A 16,562-nucleotide genomic window follows, 5' to 3' on the forward strand; every position below is an offset into this window, starting at 1 on the left:
TAATTATTATCATTAAAGATATTATGAACTAATTAGCTATTGCGTACAAAGGCTTTCTTACCCTAGCCGGGTAGCGGCTTCGGCTATTGCGCACAAGTCTTTCCGGCCTCATAGGCGGCCAACCCTATTCACTTTTTTCTTGATAAAAAAGTGAACAAAAAATCAAGGCTTATGAATATTTGTCGTTTCGTCTAAATAAATCTTTAACCACAATCCTGAGTGGTGTGAAAGGTTTTGCATATTGAAAACTACTACAACACCCGTCGGATTGTTTTCCGATAGTGCTTTATGAGAGTTTATGCAAAAGATTTATGGGTCTTTCCTTCCAAATCTTCATAGGCCGTCTCTCGTTCTTCGGAGAATATTATTTAATGATTAAAGGTAGCTCCTAAATATCTGCTCTTAGGGTCTTTATACTTTCTACTCTGTACTTTATACTTTAAAAAACTCGCTCTTTAGGGTCTTTATACTTTCTACTCTGTACTTTATACTTTAAAAAACTTCCCCATGTGTTTGCTTTACCAAGAAAGATAACAGTTTAGGAAAATGGTTGAGGCTACCAATAGCCATTTCGGATAATACATTACGACCAAATAGTTTTTGAATAGTTCTACCTATAAATAACCTGTTGGCAAACTCTTGTTGCCATAGTTGACTGTAAATTTTCTCTAGTTGGGTTCTTTTTGAAGGATTGATACCATCCTGGCAAATATTTACGATACAAGAGCTTAGGATTTTTGCTGAGTGTATGGCTATCGCCATGCCGTTTCCACAAAGTGGGGCAATCATTCCGGCAGTATCGCCACACATGAGGATATGGTTTTCTATGAGATTTTTGCGCTCAAAAGCAATTTCATTGATGGTTTCTGGCTTATCCCAAAGAAATTCTGCTTGATGAAAAACTTCTTTCAAAAAAGGGTTTTTGCTGAGTATTTGTTCTTCTACAGCGGCTATAGAACCGTATTTTTTTAAATGCTTGTTTTCTGATAGGTAACACAAACAATAGCTATTATTTCCAATGCTATTTAGACCGCAATAGCCGCTTTCGAAATTATCTAAACGGATGGTATCTTTCGGGAAATCTAATTTGATATGATATTTAACCCCCATATAAGGGCTGCGCTTGTAAAAAGAAGAACGCTGAAGCTGCTTATCTAAATTAGAGCGTTTGCCAAAAGCACCAATTACTACATCTGCATGATAGGTTTTTTCGCTAATAGAGATGTTAAACTGTTCATCTTGAAAATGAATATTACTGATTTTTTCGCCCAAAAGAAATGCTACGCCTTGCTGTTTAGCGATGAGGTAAAGTTGCTCATCTAAGATATATCGGCTGACGCCACATCCGCCTAAATCTAAAGGAGCCTGAATGGTTTTGCCAGATGGCGCAGCAATAATTAATTTTTCTAATTTACTCGCCTGCAAATCCTCGGGGTTTAACCCCAAACTTTTTAAAAAAGGTAATGCTTCATTGCTTACATACTCGCCACAAACCCGGTGGAAAGGGTAAAATTTACGCTCGGCAAGGCAAACTTCAAAACCTGCTTTGCTTAATAAGATAGCGTTGGTAAGACCTGCTAAACCGCCACCAGCAATAAATATTTTTGGTTTTTTACTCATTTATAAATGATAACCTGCCAACGAAAAGCCCACATCCATTTGATGCTATATTTCTTAATACCCATTTGGGCTAATAATGTTTGTAACTCTTTTCTGGTAAAACTTCTTAATACCGATAATTTACTATCATGTTTTACCATGGGCGATTTAGAGAAGATTTGGGTAAGCCAGCCAATAGAATAATAGGCAAACCAATGGCGGTGTAAATCATTAATAATAACAGCTTTTTTAGAGGTATACACCATTCTTTCTACCAGTTTCTTCCATTCATCATCATTAAAATGGTGGGTAAATAAGCTGCTGATAACATAGTCAAACTCTTCGGCTAAGAATTGTTCCTGAAGTACGTCTGCCAGCCTGAAATGGATATCATGTGCTTGGTGCTGTGTTTTTGCAAAGGTAATGGCACTGGGTGTAGCATCAATTCCAATAAAATATGGATATACTTTTTTCTTGTTGAAATGCTTTTTCAGAACTTTTAAGCTATCGCCACCACCACAACCCCAATCACAAATAATATCTTTATTTTGAATAGAGAATTGCTTGAAGGCATGATAAAACACCTGAAATCCGCCCAGTAATTTGTTTATCACTTCCAACTCTTTTAAAACCGGATCTATAGCTTGTTGCTCTAGCGAGAAATCATCCATGATTTCTAACGCTGTACTTCTGTGGTTAAAACTAGGCATATGTAAGTACCATACTTTCAAAAGTTAAGCCAGGACCAAAAGCAAAGCTTAATATCTTTTCTTCCCGTTGTTTGGTTTTGAGCTTTTTACCGAGTGCCGCTAAGACAAAAAGTACCGTTGCTGATGACATATTGCCAAAATTTCGCAATACTTCATAAGCATGCTCATTTTGATCAGGATGGAGCTGAAAAGCTTCGTCGCAAACTTCTAAAATTCTTCTGCCACCTGGGTGGATGGCGTATTGCCCAATATCATCAAAAGCTAACTGGGCTTTTTTCAAAAGTTTATCAGCAATGTTCTTAATGCCTCCTTTAATTTGTTTGGCTACTTGGCTGGTAAGTTGCATTTCGTAACCAAAGTCGCCAATGCGCCAAGCCATTTCATTTCTGGCTTTGCTAATCAGCTCGCTATAAAAAGAGTTGATATGGAAAAGTTTATCAGCAGTTTGCTCTTCATGTTGCACCAGAACAGCCGCTGCACCATCAGCAAATAAAGAATTTGCCAGCCAATTATCTAAAGTATTTTCTTTTTGGAAATGGAGGGTACACAGCTCCACATCAACAATTAAAACTTTAGCTGTAGCCTGTGCTCTGCAAATATAATCAGCAACTTTAAGCGCATTAAAAGCACCATAACAACCCATAAAATTAATACAAGTACGTTCGGTGTCGGGCTTTAAGCCCAGTTTTTCTACCAGCTCTATATCTAAACCTGGGGCATACATACCCGTACAACTCACCGTAATTAAATGCGTAATATGTTGAGGGTTAAAATTGATTTGTTTTAAGCAATCTTCAACGGCTTGTAAAGCAATTTGTAAAGCATTTTGCTCGTATATAAAACCTCTGCCGGCGGTTGTAGGGAAGGGATTAAGCCCATCATCATTACCAAAAAAGCTATAATTTCCTTTTTGCTTACCAAAATCTTGCAATACCGAGTGCCTGTAATCTATCCCAGATACTTGATATAATTTTTCTAATCTACGAGCCTGGTTGCTCTCCAACTGATGCGCTTCTTTCATAAATTCCAGTATGCGACTTTGCGCAAACTGATTTGATGGATTACTGGTACCAATTGCCGATATAACACTGCTCATTCAAAAAAATTAAATATTTTTACCTTCATGCTAAATATAACAAAGTAAATGAAGTCAACCTTTTTACACTTACGCCTTCCCTTTTCTTTGTTGTTGCTCCCTGTTTATTTGTTTGCTTATAGCGAAGTACCTAATCCTAACATTTACAATGCCATTGTAGTTTTTATAGTTTGGCATTTATTTGTGTATCCGGCAAGTAATGCCTACAATAGTTATTTTGATAAAGATGAAGGCAGTATTGCCTTGATAAAAGAGCCGCCAAAAGTGCAAAAATCTTTATTGGTAACGGCTTATATCTTAGAGTGGGCTGGTCTGTTGCTGGCTTTTTTAGTAAGTTTTGAGTTTGCTTTAGCGGTTGCCATTTATAATTCTTTTTCAAAAGCCTACAGTCATCCGCGTATACGCATTAAAAAATATCCTGTTTTAAGTTTTTTGGTGGTTTTTATTTTCCAAGGATTTTTTATTTACTACAGCTCTTATCAAGCTATAGGCGAGTATGATTTGGGGCTTAACGCCGATATCTTACAAGCTGGGTTAATTGCTTCCTGCTTAATTGGAGCGTCTTATCCACTTACGCAAGTTTACCAACACGAGGAGGATAGCAAGCGTGGCGATAAAACTTTAAGCCTTTTACTAGGTGTTAAGGGTTCTTTTATATTTTCTGGCCTTGTATTTTTTTTGGGTTTTACCCTGATGTTTGATTATTGGAATAGACAAGACGAGCTTTTAAATTTCTGGATTTTCGCTTTATGCTGTACACCTATATTGGGCTATTTTTTGTGGTGGTTTAAACAGTGTTTAAACCGAGTTGAAGCAGCATCTTTTAAAAATGCTATGGGTATGACCATCATCAGCGGTTTCATGATGCTCATGTATTTCGGCTGGCTGTGGCTGTAAAATTATACTTCTGTTCTAAAATTTGCTTTGTGTTTGATATAAGCGATATAATTTTCGGGTAATTGATGTTGTGTTGCGCCCTCTAATAGGGTATTTAGATATTCACTTTCTGGACTAAGTTCCTCTGCTTCATCCATACAAATAAAAGCATAAGCTTGATGTAAACCTGTACGACCTTCTAACTCAAATTCTTGTAATTGGTATTGAGGTTCTGTTTGTTGCAATAATTCAAAATGTTGGTTATGTACTTGATACAAAACACCATGTACATTTTCGCTTTCAGAAATAACGAGGTTAGCTCTAGCGCTACCATCGGCGTTAAGCTGGTGGAAAGCCAAACCATAGCCGTATAAAATGGCTGGTCCAACAACTGTTACAGGGTCATTAACCCTAAACTCCATTAATGCTTTATTGAGGTTACTACCGTAAGCGAAATATAAAAAAGTGTTTTCCATGGTTTATTTTTCTCCGTTCCATTCTGCATAGAACTGAGTCAAATATTGAACCATAAAATCATGTCTGTCTGCTGCTAGTTTTTTACCCGTTGGCGTGTTCATCTTATCCTTTAATAAGAGTAATTTTTCATAAAAATGGTTGATGGTTGGAGCGGTAGATTTTTTATAAGACTCTTTACTTTGGTTAGGCTCGGGTTTAATCTCAGGGTTGTAAAGTTCTCTGTTTTTATAACCGCCGTAAGTAAAAGCTCTGGCAATTCCAATGGCGCCAATGGCATCAAGTCTATCCGCATCTTGTACCACTAACATTTCTGGCGAGCTGAAACTAACATCGCCTAAGCTAGCTTTAAAAGACATGTTTTTAATAATTTGCTGTACGTGGGTGATTGTTGCTTCATCAACAGCTAAAGTTTTTAAAAATTCGCCTGCTTTTCTTGGACCTATCTCTTCATCGCCATCATGAAATTTAGCATCAGCAATATCATGTAATAAAGCAGCAAACTCTACTACTTTTAAATCTACATTTTCTTCTGCGGCTATGTTTTTAGCTGTTTTCCAAACGCGTTTTATATGAAACCAATCATGCCCGGCCTCGGCATTTTGTAGTTCTTGCTTTACAAAAGCTATGGTTTTGTTAATGAGTTCTTGCATTATTTTAATTTCTCGTTGTTACGATGTCTGTCTGCATCTCTAATACTTTTCTTCTCCAAATTTTTCTCTAGTGCAGCAGTTAAATCAATACCAGTTTGATTGGCTAAGCAAATCAAAACAAAAAGTACATCGGCCATCTCATCGCCTAAATCAATTTTTTTATCAGATTCTTTGAAAGATTGCTCGCCATATTTACGAGACATGATACGGGCAACCTCACCAACTTCTTCCATTAAAATAGCTGTATTGGTAAGCTCGTTAAAATACCTTACACCTGTAGTTTTTATCCAATTATCTACCAGTTGTTGTGCTTCTTTAATTTCCATGATGCTAAAATCAGGAATCTTTGGCAATAATAAGAAGCTAAGAAGTTATTTCGTACAAAAAATACGGGCAATCATAACCATCGCGTAAAAGCAAAGGTTTGGCAACATTAAAAACCTCTATACCATCTTGTGTTTTGCCTTTTAGTGTGCCAATATGTGCATGGCCATGAAAAGCTACATCAACATTTCTTCTGCTGAGAGGCTCGGCCAATCTGGATGAACCTAAAAATGGAAAAATAGCTTCAGCTTCACCTCTTACTGTTTCTACAATGGGCGAGTAATGTAATAAAGCTACTTTTTTAATATCCTGATGATCTGATTCTAGTCTGGCTAAAGCTCTTTCTAGTTGTAAAGCTTCATTTACAGCTTCCTGTACAAAATCTTTCATTCCTTTTTCGCCAAACATAGATAACATGTGCTTATCAAAACCACCACCAAAGCCTTTGATACCCGCAAAACCAATGTTATGAATCACGATAGCTTCTCCATCTAAAACATGAACATGGTCTTTTATTAAAAGCTGGCGAATCATTTTCTCTCTGCCTTTTTCATAATCATGATTGCCTAAAACCATGACTACGGGGATGCTGCAAGCTTTTAATTCTTCGGCTAAAACGGCAGCTTCAGACTCGTCGCCGGTATCAGTTAAATCCCCACAGATAACCAAAACATCAGCTTTTTCTGATATTTCTTTGAAATAATTTACCCATTTTCCTTTGTCAGATTCTTTTACATGAATATCGGCAACGGCAGCTATTTTTGTGAGTTTTCCTGTATCTGTCATGGTAAGAAATTTTAGGTAGTCATGATGGTTGAGACTTTATAATCCCAATCTTTTATATCAATACTGTATTGGGTTTGGTCTATCACCGGGCCGCGACAAACCTTAACTACAGGTGGCGGTAACTGATACTGGTTATTAGCCCTTTGAATCAATTCATCAAACAACCATTTAGGGATAATTTCATGAAAATCTGATGGGTAAACAAACTGAAACATGGTGATTTGAGCCAATAGTAAATGCCAGTGATGGTGTTGGTCTAATCGGGAAAGTAACCTTTCCCAGTCTAATTCTTTACCTTTTTTAAGAATCACATGGTTAATGTCTGCCCCATCAAAACGTTCACGATTTTGGACATATATTTTACACCAAATAAGTTCCTCGGGAGATAAAAACTTTACTTCCTCACCTGCAAAAGTGCCTGGTGTAGCGTGTTCAAACCAGCTATCATCAACCGTACAGATATTATTAACAGTATCAAAAATGATATCAATAAAATAATCTCCTTTAAAAACTTTGGCTAACCAGCGGATATCTGTTAATTGAGTAGTAAAACCTTTATCGGCAAAAAATTGCAATATTTTACTGTAGTCGGATGGTCTACAAAAGATATCCAGATCTTTAGTATCACGGTAAATACCGGTATGGGCAAATAAAGAAAATGCGCCTCCTAGCATAAAATCTACACCGCACTCTTTTAATAATTGTAAGGCTTCTTTATAGAATTCCTGAGCTTCTTTTTTCTCTTCTTCAGTTGTAATCATAGGGTTTTTAATAAGATAGACGGCCGCAAAAAGCAGCTTTATTTTCCTTATTCAAAAACCAAACCTAAAATTAATGCCTGTCTTTATCCTTCGTATCCATCATGATGGTAACGGGGCCATCATTCAAGAGCTCTATTTTCATATCGGCACCAAAAATGCCGGTTTCTATTTTGGTATTGCTTAACTGAGCTAGCTTGGCAATCATTTTTTCATAAAGCGGAATTGCTTGTGCAGGTTTTGCAGCTTTGATGAAAGAAGGACGGTTTCCCTTTTTTGTTTGTGCGAAAAGCGTAAACTGAGAGATCAATAAGATACGGCCATCAACATCGGCTAAAGATTTATTCATTAAACCGTTTTCATCATTGAAAATGCGCATATTCACAATTTTTTGTGCCAGCCAGCTTAAATCTTCTAAAGTATCAGCTTCTTCTATACCCAATAAAATTAAAAAACCAGTGTTTATTTCACCTGTAATTTCTCCGTTTACTGTACATGAAGCTTTACTTACTCTTTGGATAACGGCTCTCATATTTTAGGATAGGTGGTTAGTAATTAGTTTGTTAGATTTTTTAAAGTCTGATTATTCATGGAAGTCCTTCTCCTTCGGAGAAGGATTTAGGATGAGGCTCTACGCCCTCGTATCGTTTTTATGATAAATACTTAAATAGCTATCGTAACGGGTGGGCTCAATTTCTCCTTCATCTAAGGCTTTCAAAATAGCGCAACCGGGTTCATTAATGTGTACACAGTTATGAAATTTGCAGCCATGCATACGGCTTCGCATCTCTGGAAAGAAATGAGCAAGTTCCTCTGGTTCTATATCTGCAATGCCTAATTCTCTAATGCCTGGTGTATCAATTAATTTTCCGCCGAAAGGCAATTCAAACATTTCTGCAAAGGTGGTGGTATGTTTTCCCATATCGCTCCAATCAGAAATTTCACCTGTTCTTAAAGCTATACCCGGTATAATTTGATTGATTAAGCTTGATTTTCCTACTCCAGAATGACCAGAAAATAAAGTAGTCTTATCTTTCAATAATTCTTTAATAGTATCAACATGGGTGCCTTCTACAGCCGATACCGCATAACATTTATAGCCTACGCCTTCATATAAATCCATATAATTGGCTAGAATTTCTAGACCTTCATCACTAAATAAATCTAGCTTATTAAATATCAAAATAGCAGGAATTCCATAGGCCTCAGCAGTTACCAAAAAACGGTCAATAAAACCTAACGAAGTACGTGGAGAAGCCAAAGTAACGACCAAACAAGCCTGATCTAAATTAGCAGCTATAACTTGTACTTGTTTAGATAGGTTGATAGATTTTCTGATGATATAGTTTTTACGGTCGTGAACCTTACTGATAACCGCCGTTTCTTGCTCAGGCTCTAGCTCAAAATCAACAAAATCTCCAACAGCAACCGGATTGGTGCTTACCAGGCCTTTCATCCTGAGTTTGCCCTTTATCCTGCATTCGTATTTGTGCTGATTTTTACCTAAAACAGTGTACCAGCTTCCTGTTGATTTTATGACTAATCCCTGCATACCGTTGTAAAGATAATTATAGGCTAAACTAATTTCCTATTTTCTGTGAAAAATGTTTGTATTTAAAAAATGAAAGCTTAGATTTGGCACATAATTTAAAAACGTGAACAATAACTATACAACTACAATTACTTACACCATGACGCTCTGCGCATAGAGGAAGGTAATTATAGGCTTATATAAAATATACGAAGCGCCTTCCGACAAACCGGAAGGCGCTTTTTATTTAAATTTTAATGTCAAATCCAAAGCTGCATAGCTTAAAAGATTTTTAGCTGTTTAAGAAAATGAAAATTTTAAAATTCGGAGGTACTTCTGTTGGGTCTGTAGATGCTTTAAAAGCGTTAATAGATGTGGTTAAAACTAACCTTGATAAGCAAGAACAAATGGTTATCGTTGTTTCTGCTATGGGAGGTGTTACCAACCAATTAATCACGACGGCAGAAAACGCTATAAAAGGAATTGATTTTTCTGAGGCTTTAGCTGATATAGAAAAAAGACATTTTCATGTCGTAAAAGAGTTAATTCCGGTACAACAACAAAATCAGGTTTTAACCAAATTAAAATTATTTTTTCAAGAGCTGGAAGATTTAATGCAAGGTGTTACCGCCTTACAAGAGCTGAGTCCTAAAACCCGCGATGCTATTTTAAGCTATGGCGAGCAATGCTCTGCTTTCATGCTTTCCAGAATCTTAAAAACCATACATGAAGGTGCTGATTATTTAAACACTACCGAGATTATTAAAACAGATAGCACTTTTGGTAATGCCCGTGTAGATTTTGAGCAAAGTAATTTCTTAATTAAAAACTACTTCGAGCATCATAAAGATAGCTTAATTGTAGCTACTGGTTTTATTGCTAGTGATGACCAAAACAGGGTAACAACTCTTGGTCGTGGTGGTAGTGATTATACTTGTGCTATTATTGGTGCGGCCTTAAATGTGGAACAAATAGAAATCTGGACAGATGTTAATGGAATGATGACGGCCGACCCAAGAAGGGTGAAAAAAGCATTTTCTTTAGAAGAGCTTTCTTATACCGAAGCTATGGAGCTTTCTTTCTTTGGCGCTAAAGTGATTTATCCGCCAACCATGATTCCGGCTTTTCTGAAGAAAATTCCTATTGTTATTAAAAATACTTTTGATGCTAGTTTCCCTGGAACTTTCATCAAACATGATATCAAACCATCTTCAACCGTTATCAGAGGGATTTCTTCTGTAGACCATATCAGCATCATCAATTTACAAGGTAGCGGCATGGTGGGTAAAGCTGGTTTTAGTGGCAGATTATTCTCTTTACTTTCTAGAGAGCAGGTAAACGTAGTTTTAATTACGCAATCATCTTCAGAGCACTCTATTACTTTTGCGGTTAACCCTGAGGATGCTAAAAAAGCACAAGCTTTAATTCAGCAAGAGTTTGAGCTAGAGCTGCAAGCCGGAAAATTAGAGCCTATCACCATAGAACATAATCTTTCTGTTTTAGCCATCGTCGGTGAAAACATGAAAAAAACACCAGGTATTGCTGGTAAACTTTTCCATGCTTTAGGCAGAAATGGTGTAAATGTGGTTGCCATAGCACAAGGTTCATCAGAGTATAACATCTCTGTAATTATCTATAATTCTGATTTAACAAAAGCCCTAAATACCGTTCATGATGCGTTTTTTGCACAATTGCAAAAGAACTTAAATGTGTTTATCGTAGGTGTGGGTAATATCAGTAAAGAATTGCTTTCGCAGATACATGCACACCATGCTTATTTGGTAGAAAATAATCTGCTCAACATTAAAATCATCGGTTTAACCAATACTAAAAAAATGTTGATAGACCCGGCCGGTATAGATTTAGCAAGTTGGCAACAAAGCTTAGATAAATCAACCGAGCCTGCAGATTTAAATAAGTTTGTGGCCGAGATGAAGAGCTTAAATCTGCCAAATTGTGTGTTTGTAGATAATACTGCAAGCCCAATTCCAAGTACCATGTATAAAGATATATTCAAGTCGAACATATCTGTGGTTACTTGTAATAAAATTGCCAATTCTAGCGATTACCAGCAGTTTGCAGATTTAAGAAGTACAGCTAAAAAGTATGGTGTAGATTTCTTATACGAAACTAACGTAGGCGCTGGTTTACCAATCATCACTACTTTACATGATTTAATCATCAGTGGCGATAAAATTACCAAGATAGAAGCTATTCTTTCTGGTACTATTTCTTTCATTTTCAATAACTTCAAAGGAGATGTTACTTTCCACGATGTAGTTAAGCAAGCGCAAGAAAAAGGTTATACAGAGCCAGACCCTCGTGATGATTTAGGCGGGATAGATTTCATGCGTAAAATATTAATCTTAGCTAGAAATAGTGGTTTGCCAATGGAAGCTGCTGATGTTGAGTTAGGAGCTATTTTACCAGAAAATTGTGCTAAAGCGCCAACGGTAGAAGCTTTTTATGAAGAGCTAAAAGCTTCTAACGATTATTTTGAGCAACTGAAACAAGATGCCGAGAAACAAGGTAAAGTTTTACGTTACATTGGTAAGCTAGAAAACGGCAAAGCAAGCATTAGCCTGCAAGCTGTAGGTATGGATCATCCTTTTTATGCTTTATCTGGAAGTGATAATATCATAGCCTTTACCACAGAAAGATATTGTGAAACCCAAATGGTAGTAAAAGGTCCGGGTGCTGGTGCAGCGGTTACAGCTGCAGGTGTATTTGCTGATTTAGTTAAAGTAGGAGCTAACCAGTAATGAGCAGTAAATCAATAAAAGTATTTGCACCGGCTACTGTTGCTAATGTAGTTTGTGGTTTTGATATTTTGGGCTTCGCTGTTAATGAACCTGGTGATGAGCTCATCATGGAACTGAGCGATAAACCCGGTGTTGTGATTACCTCTATAGAAGGCGATGGTGGTAAATTACCTCTTGATGCCGACCGTAATACGGTAGCCGCAGGTGTAAAAAGCATCTTAAAACAACTTGGTCGTGAAGACATTGGCGTTAAGCTACAGCTAAAGAAAAAAATGCCTTTAGGAAGTGGCTTAGGTTCTAGTGCTGCCAGTTCTGTTGCAGGAATATTTGCTATTAACGAATTATTAGACAAACCTTTAAGCAAAGAAGAATTATTACCTTTTGCTATGGAAGGCGAGGCTTTAGCTTGTGGTCATGGTCATGCTGATAATGTTGCACCTGCTTTATTTGGCGGTTTTACCCTTATCAAAAGTTATGAGCCTTTAGAGGTGATAGCTTTACCCGTACCAAATTTATATTGCGCTTTATTATATCCGCATGTTGATGTACCTACCAGAGATGCCAGACAGATTATACGCTCTAAAGTCTTGTTAAAAGATGCAGTTACCCAATGGGGAAATATTGCTGGCTTGATAAGTGCTTTATATCAGGGAGATTATGATTTGCTAGGACGTTGTATGAAAGATGTTATTGTAGAGCCTATCCGCTCTATGTTAATACCAGAGTTTTATAAAATGAAAGAAATAGCCATGCATCACGGTGCTTTAGGTTTTGGTATTTCAGGATCAGGACCAACTGTATTTTCTTTATTCCGTTCGCCGGATGATGCACAAAGGGTGTTACTAACCTTGCAACAAGTACTTTTAGATAAAGGTATAGCAAGCAACATATATTTATCAGAAATTAATAAAAACGGACCAGTTATATTATAGTAGTTTGTTAGGTTTTAGTTGATTAGTTTGTTAGGTATTAGTTTGTTAGGAATCAACCAACCAACTAACCATCCAACCAACTAAAAAAATGAAACTATACAGTACCAAAAACCATCATTTATCGGTTGATTTTAAAACGGCAGTATTCAACAGCCTTCCTGCGGATAATGGTTTATATATGCCTACCAATATCCCAGTTTTAGATGAAAATATCATTGCCGGATGGGATAAAAAATCTTTACCAGAAATTGCTTTCGATTTAGCCTATGCTTTATTGAAAGATGATATTTCTGCGGAGGATTTAAAAGCTATTATAGATGATGCAGCAAATTTTGATGCTCCTTTACATGCTTTAGCAGATGATGTTTTTGTATTAGAGTTATTCCACGGGCCGTCTTTAGCTTTTAAAGATTTTGGTGGACGTTTCATGAGCCGTATCATGGCGCACTTCTTAAAGCAAGAAAATAAAGAAATCAGGATTTTAGTAGCTACCTCTGGCGATACAGGTGGAGCAGTAGCATTAGGATTTTTGAACGTACCGGGTATCAAAGTAACTATCCTTTATCCTAAAGGTAAAGTAAGTTTAATACAAGAATTGCAGTTAACCACCAATGGTAATAATATAGAAGCCGTAGAGATTGATGGTACTTTTGATGATTGCCAGGCGATGGTAAAGCAAGCTTTTCATGATGAAGAGTTAAATACCAAGTTTAACCTTACATCGGCAAACTCTATCAATATCAGCAGGCTAATACCTCAGATGTTTTACTATGCCAATACTTATGCTCGTTTAAAACAACAGTTTGATGAGATCACATTTGTTACCCCTAGCGGTAATTTTGGCAATATTGCAGCTGGTATGTTAGCTGCTAAGATGGGCGTACCTGTAAAGCAGTTTATAGCCGCTACCAATAGTAATGATATTGTACCTCAGTATTTAAAAACTGGAGTTTATACGGCCAAGCCATCTGTACAAACTTTAGCTAATGCGATGGATGTTGGTAATCCAAGTAATTTTGTGAGGATACTGGATATGTTTGATAACGATAAATCAAAATTAGAAGCTGCATTTGACTCGGTAGCTTTTGATGATGACGCTATAAGAACGGCTATTAAGGAAGTTTATCAAGATCAAAATTACATCATGTGCCCACATACAGCTACAGGTTATTTAGCAGTAAAAGAAGCAAAAGCTAAAAACCAGTTACCTAAGCATGCTTATGTAATTTTGGCTACCGCACATCCATGTAAATTCCCTGATGTGTTTGAAGAATTAAATATTCCTTATGAAGTACCAGCACAAGTAGAAGAGCTCTATCATAAAGCAAAACATCAAATTGTGATGGATAACAGCTATCAAAAGTTTAAAGATTATTTATTATCGCAGTAGTAAATAGAGATTTTATGAGTTATGGCCGGATTTATTCTGGCCATTTTTGCTCTATGGCGCACCTAGAGTTATGAACATTTAGTCCCCGTAGAGATTAAATCTAAGTTTATAATAATTGTAACCAATTTGCTATACATGTATCAGTGAGGATGATATTTTACGTATCAGCCAAACACATATTCCAAAATTTGACGTTAAATAATGTTAAAGCTTAGGTTTATATAAAAAGTTAAATAAATTTGTAAATTAAGTAAGGATGAAGAAGTACGTTTGGTTAGTTTTATTTATGGTTGTCGCATTATTTAGTTCTTGTTTAAAGAATAATAATGTTGACCCATACCAACAAGCAGAAGAACAATTAAAACAAGACGAAGAAACTATAAAGCGCTTTATTGCTGATCAAAAAATAAATGCAGTAAGACATGAGTCTGGGATGTATTATCAAATTATAAAGGAAGGTTCTGGCAGTTTTGATTATAAAGCCAATAATAATCCTTCTATAACAGTAAACTATACAGGTAAATTATTAAACGGTAATGTTTTCGATAGCGGAACTATTAATAACATAAGACTTGCTGGTTTAATTATAGGATGGAGATTAGGAGTTCCTTTAATACAACAAGGCGGAAAAATCAGATTATTAATCCCATCTTTATACGCTTATGGTCCACAAGGTTCAGGAGTTATTCCTCCCAACGCAGTTTTAGATTTTGAAATTGAATTAATACAGATACAACAATAACATGATAAAGAAATTATTTGGGTTTTTACTAGTAGCAATAAGCATATTAACTGTTTCTTGTGAAAAAGAAACCAGAACTTTAGACGAGATAGAAGACCAATTGATACAAGAGTTTATCACCAAGAATAACCTGGATTTTGAAAAAGATTCAACAGGCTTTTATTATCAGGTAATTGATTCAGGAAATACTGATTTACCCATTTTAAGATATCCTGATAGGGTTAGGATTGGGCAAAAAACTACCTCTATTAATAAAGCAGTTAGTTACGAAACCTCTATATACAATCCAACTCCATCAGATTTTGTAGGATATATCAGACCAATTCCTTGGAGAGAAACCATACGAAAAGTAAGAAAAGGTGGTATTATCAGAATACTTATTCCATCTTATTTAGCTTATGGTAAAGATGGACAAGGCACTAACATACCTGGTAATGCTATCTTAGATACCAGAATAGAAATTGCAGATGACAGCAATTTAGAACTATATGAAGATAGGCTCATCAATAGATATTTAACAGAAAAAAATATTACAGCTATTAAGGATCCTTCCGGAATTTATTATCAAATTAATGCCGCCGGAGATAGTAACTTCCCTACTATAGATTCAGAGATTACCATTGCTTATACTGGAAGATTTTTATCAGGTACCCTATTTGAAACCCGAACCAGTGCTAATCCCTTAACCTCAAAACTTTCTGAATTGATTGAAGGATGGCAAATTACTTTACCTAAAATTGGTGTAGGCGGGAAAATAAAAATCATAGTGCCTTCAAGATATGCTTATGGAGAAAGTGGAAGTGAGGGAGGTGTTATAGGGCCAAATACCATACTTGAATTTGATATAGAATTAATTTCTAAAAAATAACTGCTGATACTTATTATATGACGAAAGAACAATTACAGGATTTAAGAGACAGGGTAACGTCTCTGAGGAGGCATCTTTGACATTGATGCTAAATTAACCGAATTACATCGTGAAAATGCCCTTTCTCTAGAACCAACTTTTTGGGATCATCCTAAAGAGGCTGAGAAAGTGTTACATGCCATTAAAATTAAAAAAAGCTGGACCGATGCTTACGATTCTGCTGTTGCTGCTATTGAAGATGCTGGTGTGATGCTAGAATTTTTCCAGGCTGGCGAAGCTACTGAAGATGATGTTAAAGAAGCTTATCAAAAAGCCACTGCAGAATTAGAAAATCTGGAGTTTAAGAACATGCTTTCTGCGGAGGAAGACCAATTACATGCCGTATTACAAATTACTGCTGGTGCTGGCGGTACAGAAAGCTGTGATTGGGCAAGCATGCTTATGCGGATGTATATCATGTGGGGAGAGAAAAATGGCTATAAAGTAATAGAACAAGACTCGCAAGAAGGTGATGTTGCTGGTATTAAAACGGTTACTTTACAATTTGAAGGAGATTTTGCTTATGGATACCTAAAGGGAGAAAACGGGGTACACAGATTGGTAAGAATTTCTCCGTTTGATGCTAATGCCAAAAGACACACTTCCTTTGCTTCTGTTTATGTTTATCCCTTAATTGATGATACCATAGAAATTGAGATAAACCCATCTGAAATAGAGTTTGAAACATTTAGATCTGGTGGTGCAGGTGGTCAAAACGTTAATAAAGTAGAGACAGCGGTAAGGCTATATCACAAGCCTTCTGGTATTATCATTAAAAATCAAGAATCCCGTTCGCAATTACAAAATAAAGAAAATGCTATTCGCTTATTAAAGTCTCAATTGTTTGAGATAGAAATGCGTAAACGCCGAGAAACCACTGCCGCTATAGAAGGAAATAAGAAGAAGATAGAGTGGGGTTCACAAATAAGAAATTATGTTTTACATCCTTACAAATTGGTTAAAGATTTAAGAACAGATTATGAAACCTCTAATGCACAAGCTGTGTTAGACGGAGATTTAGA

General features: G+C 36.3%; 17 protein-coding genes. 7 read left to right on the top strand and 10 right to left on the bottom strand.

Features of this window, described 5'->3' with window-relative positions:
- Window positions 1-492: 492 nt before the first annotated feature.
- The 3 genes from B2745_RS14170 to B2745_RS14180 are packed head-to-tail and all read right to left on the bottom strand — an operon-like array spanning window position 493 to window position 3,405.
- Window positions 493-1,620 carry an NAD(P)/FAD-dependent oxidoreductase gene (locus B2745_RS14170; protein WP_304067964.1) on the bottom strand — a complete coding sequence of 376 codons (1,128 nt, stop codon included), beginning with the start codon at window positions 1,618-1,620 and terminating at the stop codon, window positions 493-495.
- A complete protein-coding gene (locus B2745_RS14175) occupies window positions 1,617-2,309 on the bottom strand; it encodes a methyltransferase domain-containing protein (protein WP_304067967.1) in 693 nt (230 codons plus the stop codon). The genes B2745_RS14170 and B2745_RS14175 overlap by 4 nt, the downstream gene beginning before the upstream one ends.
- Entirely contained in the window at window positions 2,302-3,405 is a 1,104-nt protein-coding gene (locus B2745_RS14180; protein ID WP_304067970.1) for a type III polyketide synthase, read from the bottom strand. Before B2745_RS14180 ends, B2745_RS14175 begins: the two co-directional genes overlap by 8 nt.
- A gap of 48 nt (window positions 3,406-3,453) precedes the next feature.
- Between B2745_RS14180 and B2745_RS14185 the strand changes: the two genes are divergently transcribed.
- Window positions 3,454-4,302 (top strand): UbiA family prenyltransferase, encoded by an 849-nt coding sequence (locus tag B2745_RS14185; RefSeq protein WP_304067973.1) that lies wholly within the window; start codon window positions 3,454-3,456, stop codon window positions 4,300-4,302.
- Window positions 4,303-4,304: 2 nt separating this feature from the next.
- On the opposite strand, the gene B2745_RS14190 is transcribed toward B2745_RS14185, so the two are convergent.
- From B2745_RS14190 to rsgA, 7 genes are all read right to left on the bottom strand, one after another.
- Window positions 4,305-4,757: a gamma-glutamylcyclotransferase family protein gene (locus B2745_RS14190; RefSeq protein WP_304067975.1), complete on the bottom strand. Its 453-nt coding sequence runs from the start codon at window positions 4,755-4,757 to the stop codon at window positions 4,305-4,307.
- 3 nt (window positions 4,758-4,760) lie between these two features.
- Complete coding sequence (locus B2745_RS14195) at window positions 4,761-5,408, bottom strand: HD domain-containing protein (RefSeq protein WP_304067977.1); 648 nt, start codon at window positions 5,406-5,408, stop codon at window positions 4,761-4,763.
- Window positions 5,408-5,734, bottom strand: a complete 327-nt coding sequence (locus B2745_RS14200; protein ID WP_304067980.1) for a nucleotide pyrophosphohydrolase — start codon at window positions 5,732-5,734, stop codon at window positions 5,408-5,410. Before B2745_RS14200 ends, B2745_RS14195 begins: the two co-directional genes overlap by 1 nt.
- A gap of 37 nt (window positions 5,735-5,771) precedes the next feature.
- Window positions 5,772-6,518, bottom strand: a complete 747-nt coding sequence (locus tag B2745_RS14205; protein ID WP_304067982.1) for a metallophosphoesterase family protein — start codon at window positions 6,516-6,518, stop codon at window positions 5,772-5,774.
- Window positions 6,519-6,529: 11 nt separating this feature from the next.
- Window positions 6,530-7,279 carry a nucleotidyltransferase gene (locus tag B2745_RS14210; protein WP_304067984.1) on the bottom strand — a complete coding sequence of 250 codons (750 nt, stop codon included), beginning with the start codon at window positions 7,277-7,279 and terminating at the stop codon, window positions 6,530-6,532.
- Window positions 7,280-7,349: 70 nt separating this feature from the next.
- Window positions 7,350-7,808 (bottom strand): D-aminoacyl-tRNA deacylase, encoded by a 459-nt coding sequence (gene dtd / locus B2745_RS14215; RefSeq protein WP_304067986.1) that lies wholly within the window; start codon window positions 7,806-7,808, stop codon window positions 7,350-7,352.
- Window positions 7,809-7,907: 99 nt separating this feature from the next.
- Window positions 7,908-8,828 (bottom strand): ribosome small subunit-dependent GTPase A, encoded by a 921-nt coding sequence (gene rsgA / locus B2745_RS14220; protein WP_304067988.1) that lies wholly within the window; start codon window positions 8,826-8,828, stop codon window positions 7,908-7,910.
- 287 nt (window positions 8,829-9,115) lie between these two features.
- On the opposite strand from rsgA, the gene thrA reads away from it, so the two are divergent.
- The 6 genes from thrA to prfB form a co-directional block, all read left to right on the top strand.
- Complete coding sequence (gene thrA, locus B2745_RS14225; RefSeq protein ID WP_304067991.1) at window positions 9,116-11,569, top strand: bifunctional aspartate kinase/homoserine dehydrogenase I; 2,454 nt, start codon at window positions 9,116-9,118, stop codon at window positions 11,567-11,569.
- Complete coding sequence (locus tag B2745_RS14230; protein ID WP_304067993.1) at window positions 11,569-12,501, top strand: homoserine kinase; 933 nt, start codon at window positions 11,569-11,571, stop codon at window positions 12,499-12,501. Before thrA ends, B2745_RS14230 begins: the two co-directional genes overlap by 1 nt.
- Window positions 12,502-12,589: 88 nt before the next feature.
- Window positions 12,590-13,891 carry a threonine synthase gene (thrC, locus tag B2745_RS14235; protein ID WP_304067996.1) on the top strand — a complete coding sequence of 434 codons (1,302 nt, stop codon included), beginning with the start codon at window positions 12,590-12,592 and terminating at the stop codon, window positions 13,889-13,891.
- Window positions 13,892-14,147: 256 nt separating this feature from the next.
- Window positions 14,148-14,633 carry an FKBP-type peptidyl-prolyl cis-trans isomerase gene (locus tag B2745_RS14240; RefSeq protein WP_304067999.1) on the top strand — a complete coding sequence of 162 codons (486 nt, stop codon included), beginning with the start codon at window positions 14,148-14,150 and terminating at the stop codon, window positions 14,631-14,633.
- 1 nt (window position 14,634) lies between these two features.
- A complete protein-coding gene (locus B2745_RS14245; RefSeq protein ID WP_304068000.1) occupies window positions 14,635-15,501 on the top strand; it encodes an FKBP-type peptidyl-prolyl cis-trans isomerase in 867 nt (288 codons plus the stop codon).
- A gap of 17 nt (window positions 15,502-15,518) precedes the next feature.
- A protein-coding gene (gene prfB / locus B2745_RS14250) for a peptide chain release factor 2 (protein WP_304068003.1) occupies window positions 15,519-16,562 on the top strand; the annotation gives its coding sequence in 2 pieces (ribosomal slippage) (window positions 15,519-15,578 and window positions 15,580-16,562; 1,043 coding nt annotated over the 2 pieces). This gene is flagged as partial in the annotation.

Source organism: Pedobacter glucosidilyticus (genome assembly GCF_002483235.1).
GTDB classification, from domain to species: domain Bacteria; phylum Bacteroidota; class Bacteroidia; order Sphingobacteriales; family Sphingobacteriaceae; genus Pseudopedobacter; species Pseudopedobacter glucosidilyticum_B.

Bases quoted from the DNA above. Each gene is read 5' to 3' on its own strand.
- B2745_RS14175 (WP_304067967.1), bottom strand. From the start codon at position 2,309: ATGCCTAGTTTTAACCACAGAAGTACAGCGTTAGAAATCATGGATGAT.
- B2745_RS14170 (WP_304067964.1), bottom strand. From the start codon at position 1,620: ATGAGTAAAAAACCAAAAATATTTATTGCTGGTGGCGGTTTAGCAGGT.
- B2745_RS14230 (WP_304067993.1), top strand. From the start codon at position 11,569: ATGAGCAGTAAATCAATAAAAGTATTTGCACCGGCTACTGTTGCTAAT.
- thrC (WP_304067996.1), top strand. From the start codon at position 12,590: ATGAAACTATACAGTACCAAAAACCATCATTTATCGGTTGATTTTAAA.
- B2745_RS14185 (WP_304067973.1), top strand. From the start codon at position 3,454: ATGAAGTCAACCTTTTTACACTTACGCCTTCCCTTTTCTTTGTTGTTG.
- B2745_RS14205 (WP_304067982.1), bottom strand. From the start codon at position 6,518: ATGACAGATACAGGAAAACTCACAAAAATAGCTGCCGTTGCCGATATT.
- thrA (WP_304067991.1), top strand. From the start codon at position 9,116: ATGAAAATTTTAAAATTCGGAGGTACTTCTGTTGGGTCTGTAGATGCT.
- dtd (WP_304067986.1), bottom strand. From the start codon at position 7,808: ATGAGAGCCGTTATCCAAAGAGTAAGTAAAGCTTCATGTACAGTAAAC.
- B2745_RS14200 (WP_304067980.1), bottom strand. From the start codon at position 5,734: ATGGAAATTAAAGAAGCACAACAACTGGTAGATAATTGGATAAAAACT.
- rsgA (WP_304067988.1), bottom strand. From the start codon at position 8,828: ATGCAGGGATTAGTCATAAAATCAACAGGAAGCTGGTACACTGTTTTA.
- B2745_RS14210 (WP_304067984.1), bottom strand. From the start codon at position 7,279: ATGATTACAACTGAAGAAGAGAAAAAAGAAGCTCAGGAATTCTATAAA.
- B2745_RS14180 (WP_304067970.1), bottom strand. From the start codon at position 3,405: ATGAGCAGTGTTATATCGGCAATTGGTACCAGTAATCCATCAAATCAG.
- B2745_RS14245 (WP_304068000.1), top strand. From the start codon at position 14,635: ATGATAAAGAAATTATTTGGGTTTTTACTAGTAGCAATAAGCATATTA.
- B2745_RS14195 (WP_304067977.1), bottom strand. From the start codon at position 5,408: ATGCAAGAACTCATTAACAAAACCATAGCTTTTGTAAAGCAAGAACTA.
- B2745_RS14190 (WP_304067975.1), bottom strand. From the start codon at position 4,757: ATGGAAAACACTTTTTTATATTTCGCTTACGGTAGTAACCTCAATAAA.
- B2745_RS14240 (WP_304067999.1), top strand. From the start codon at position 14,148: ATGAAGAAGTACGTTTGGTTAGTTTTATTTATGGTTGTCGCATTATTT.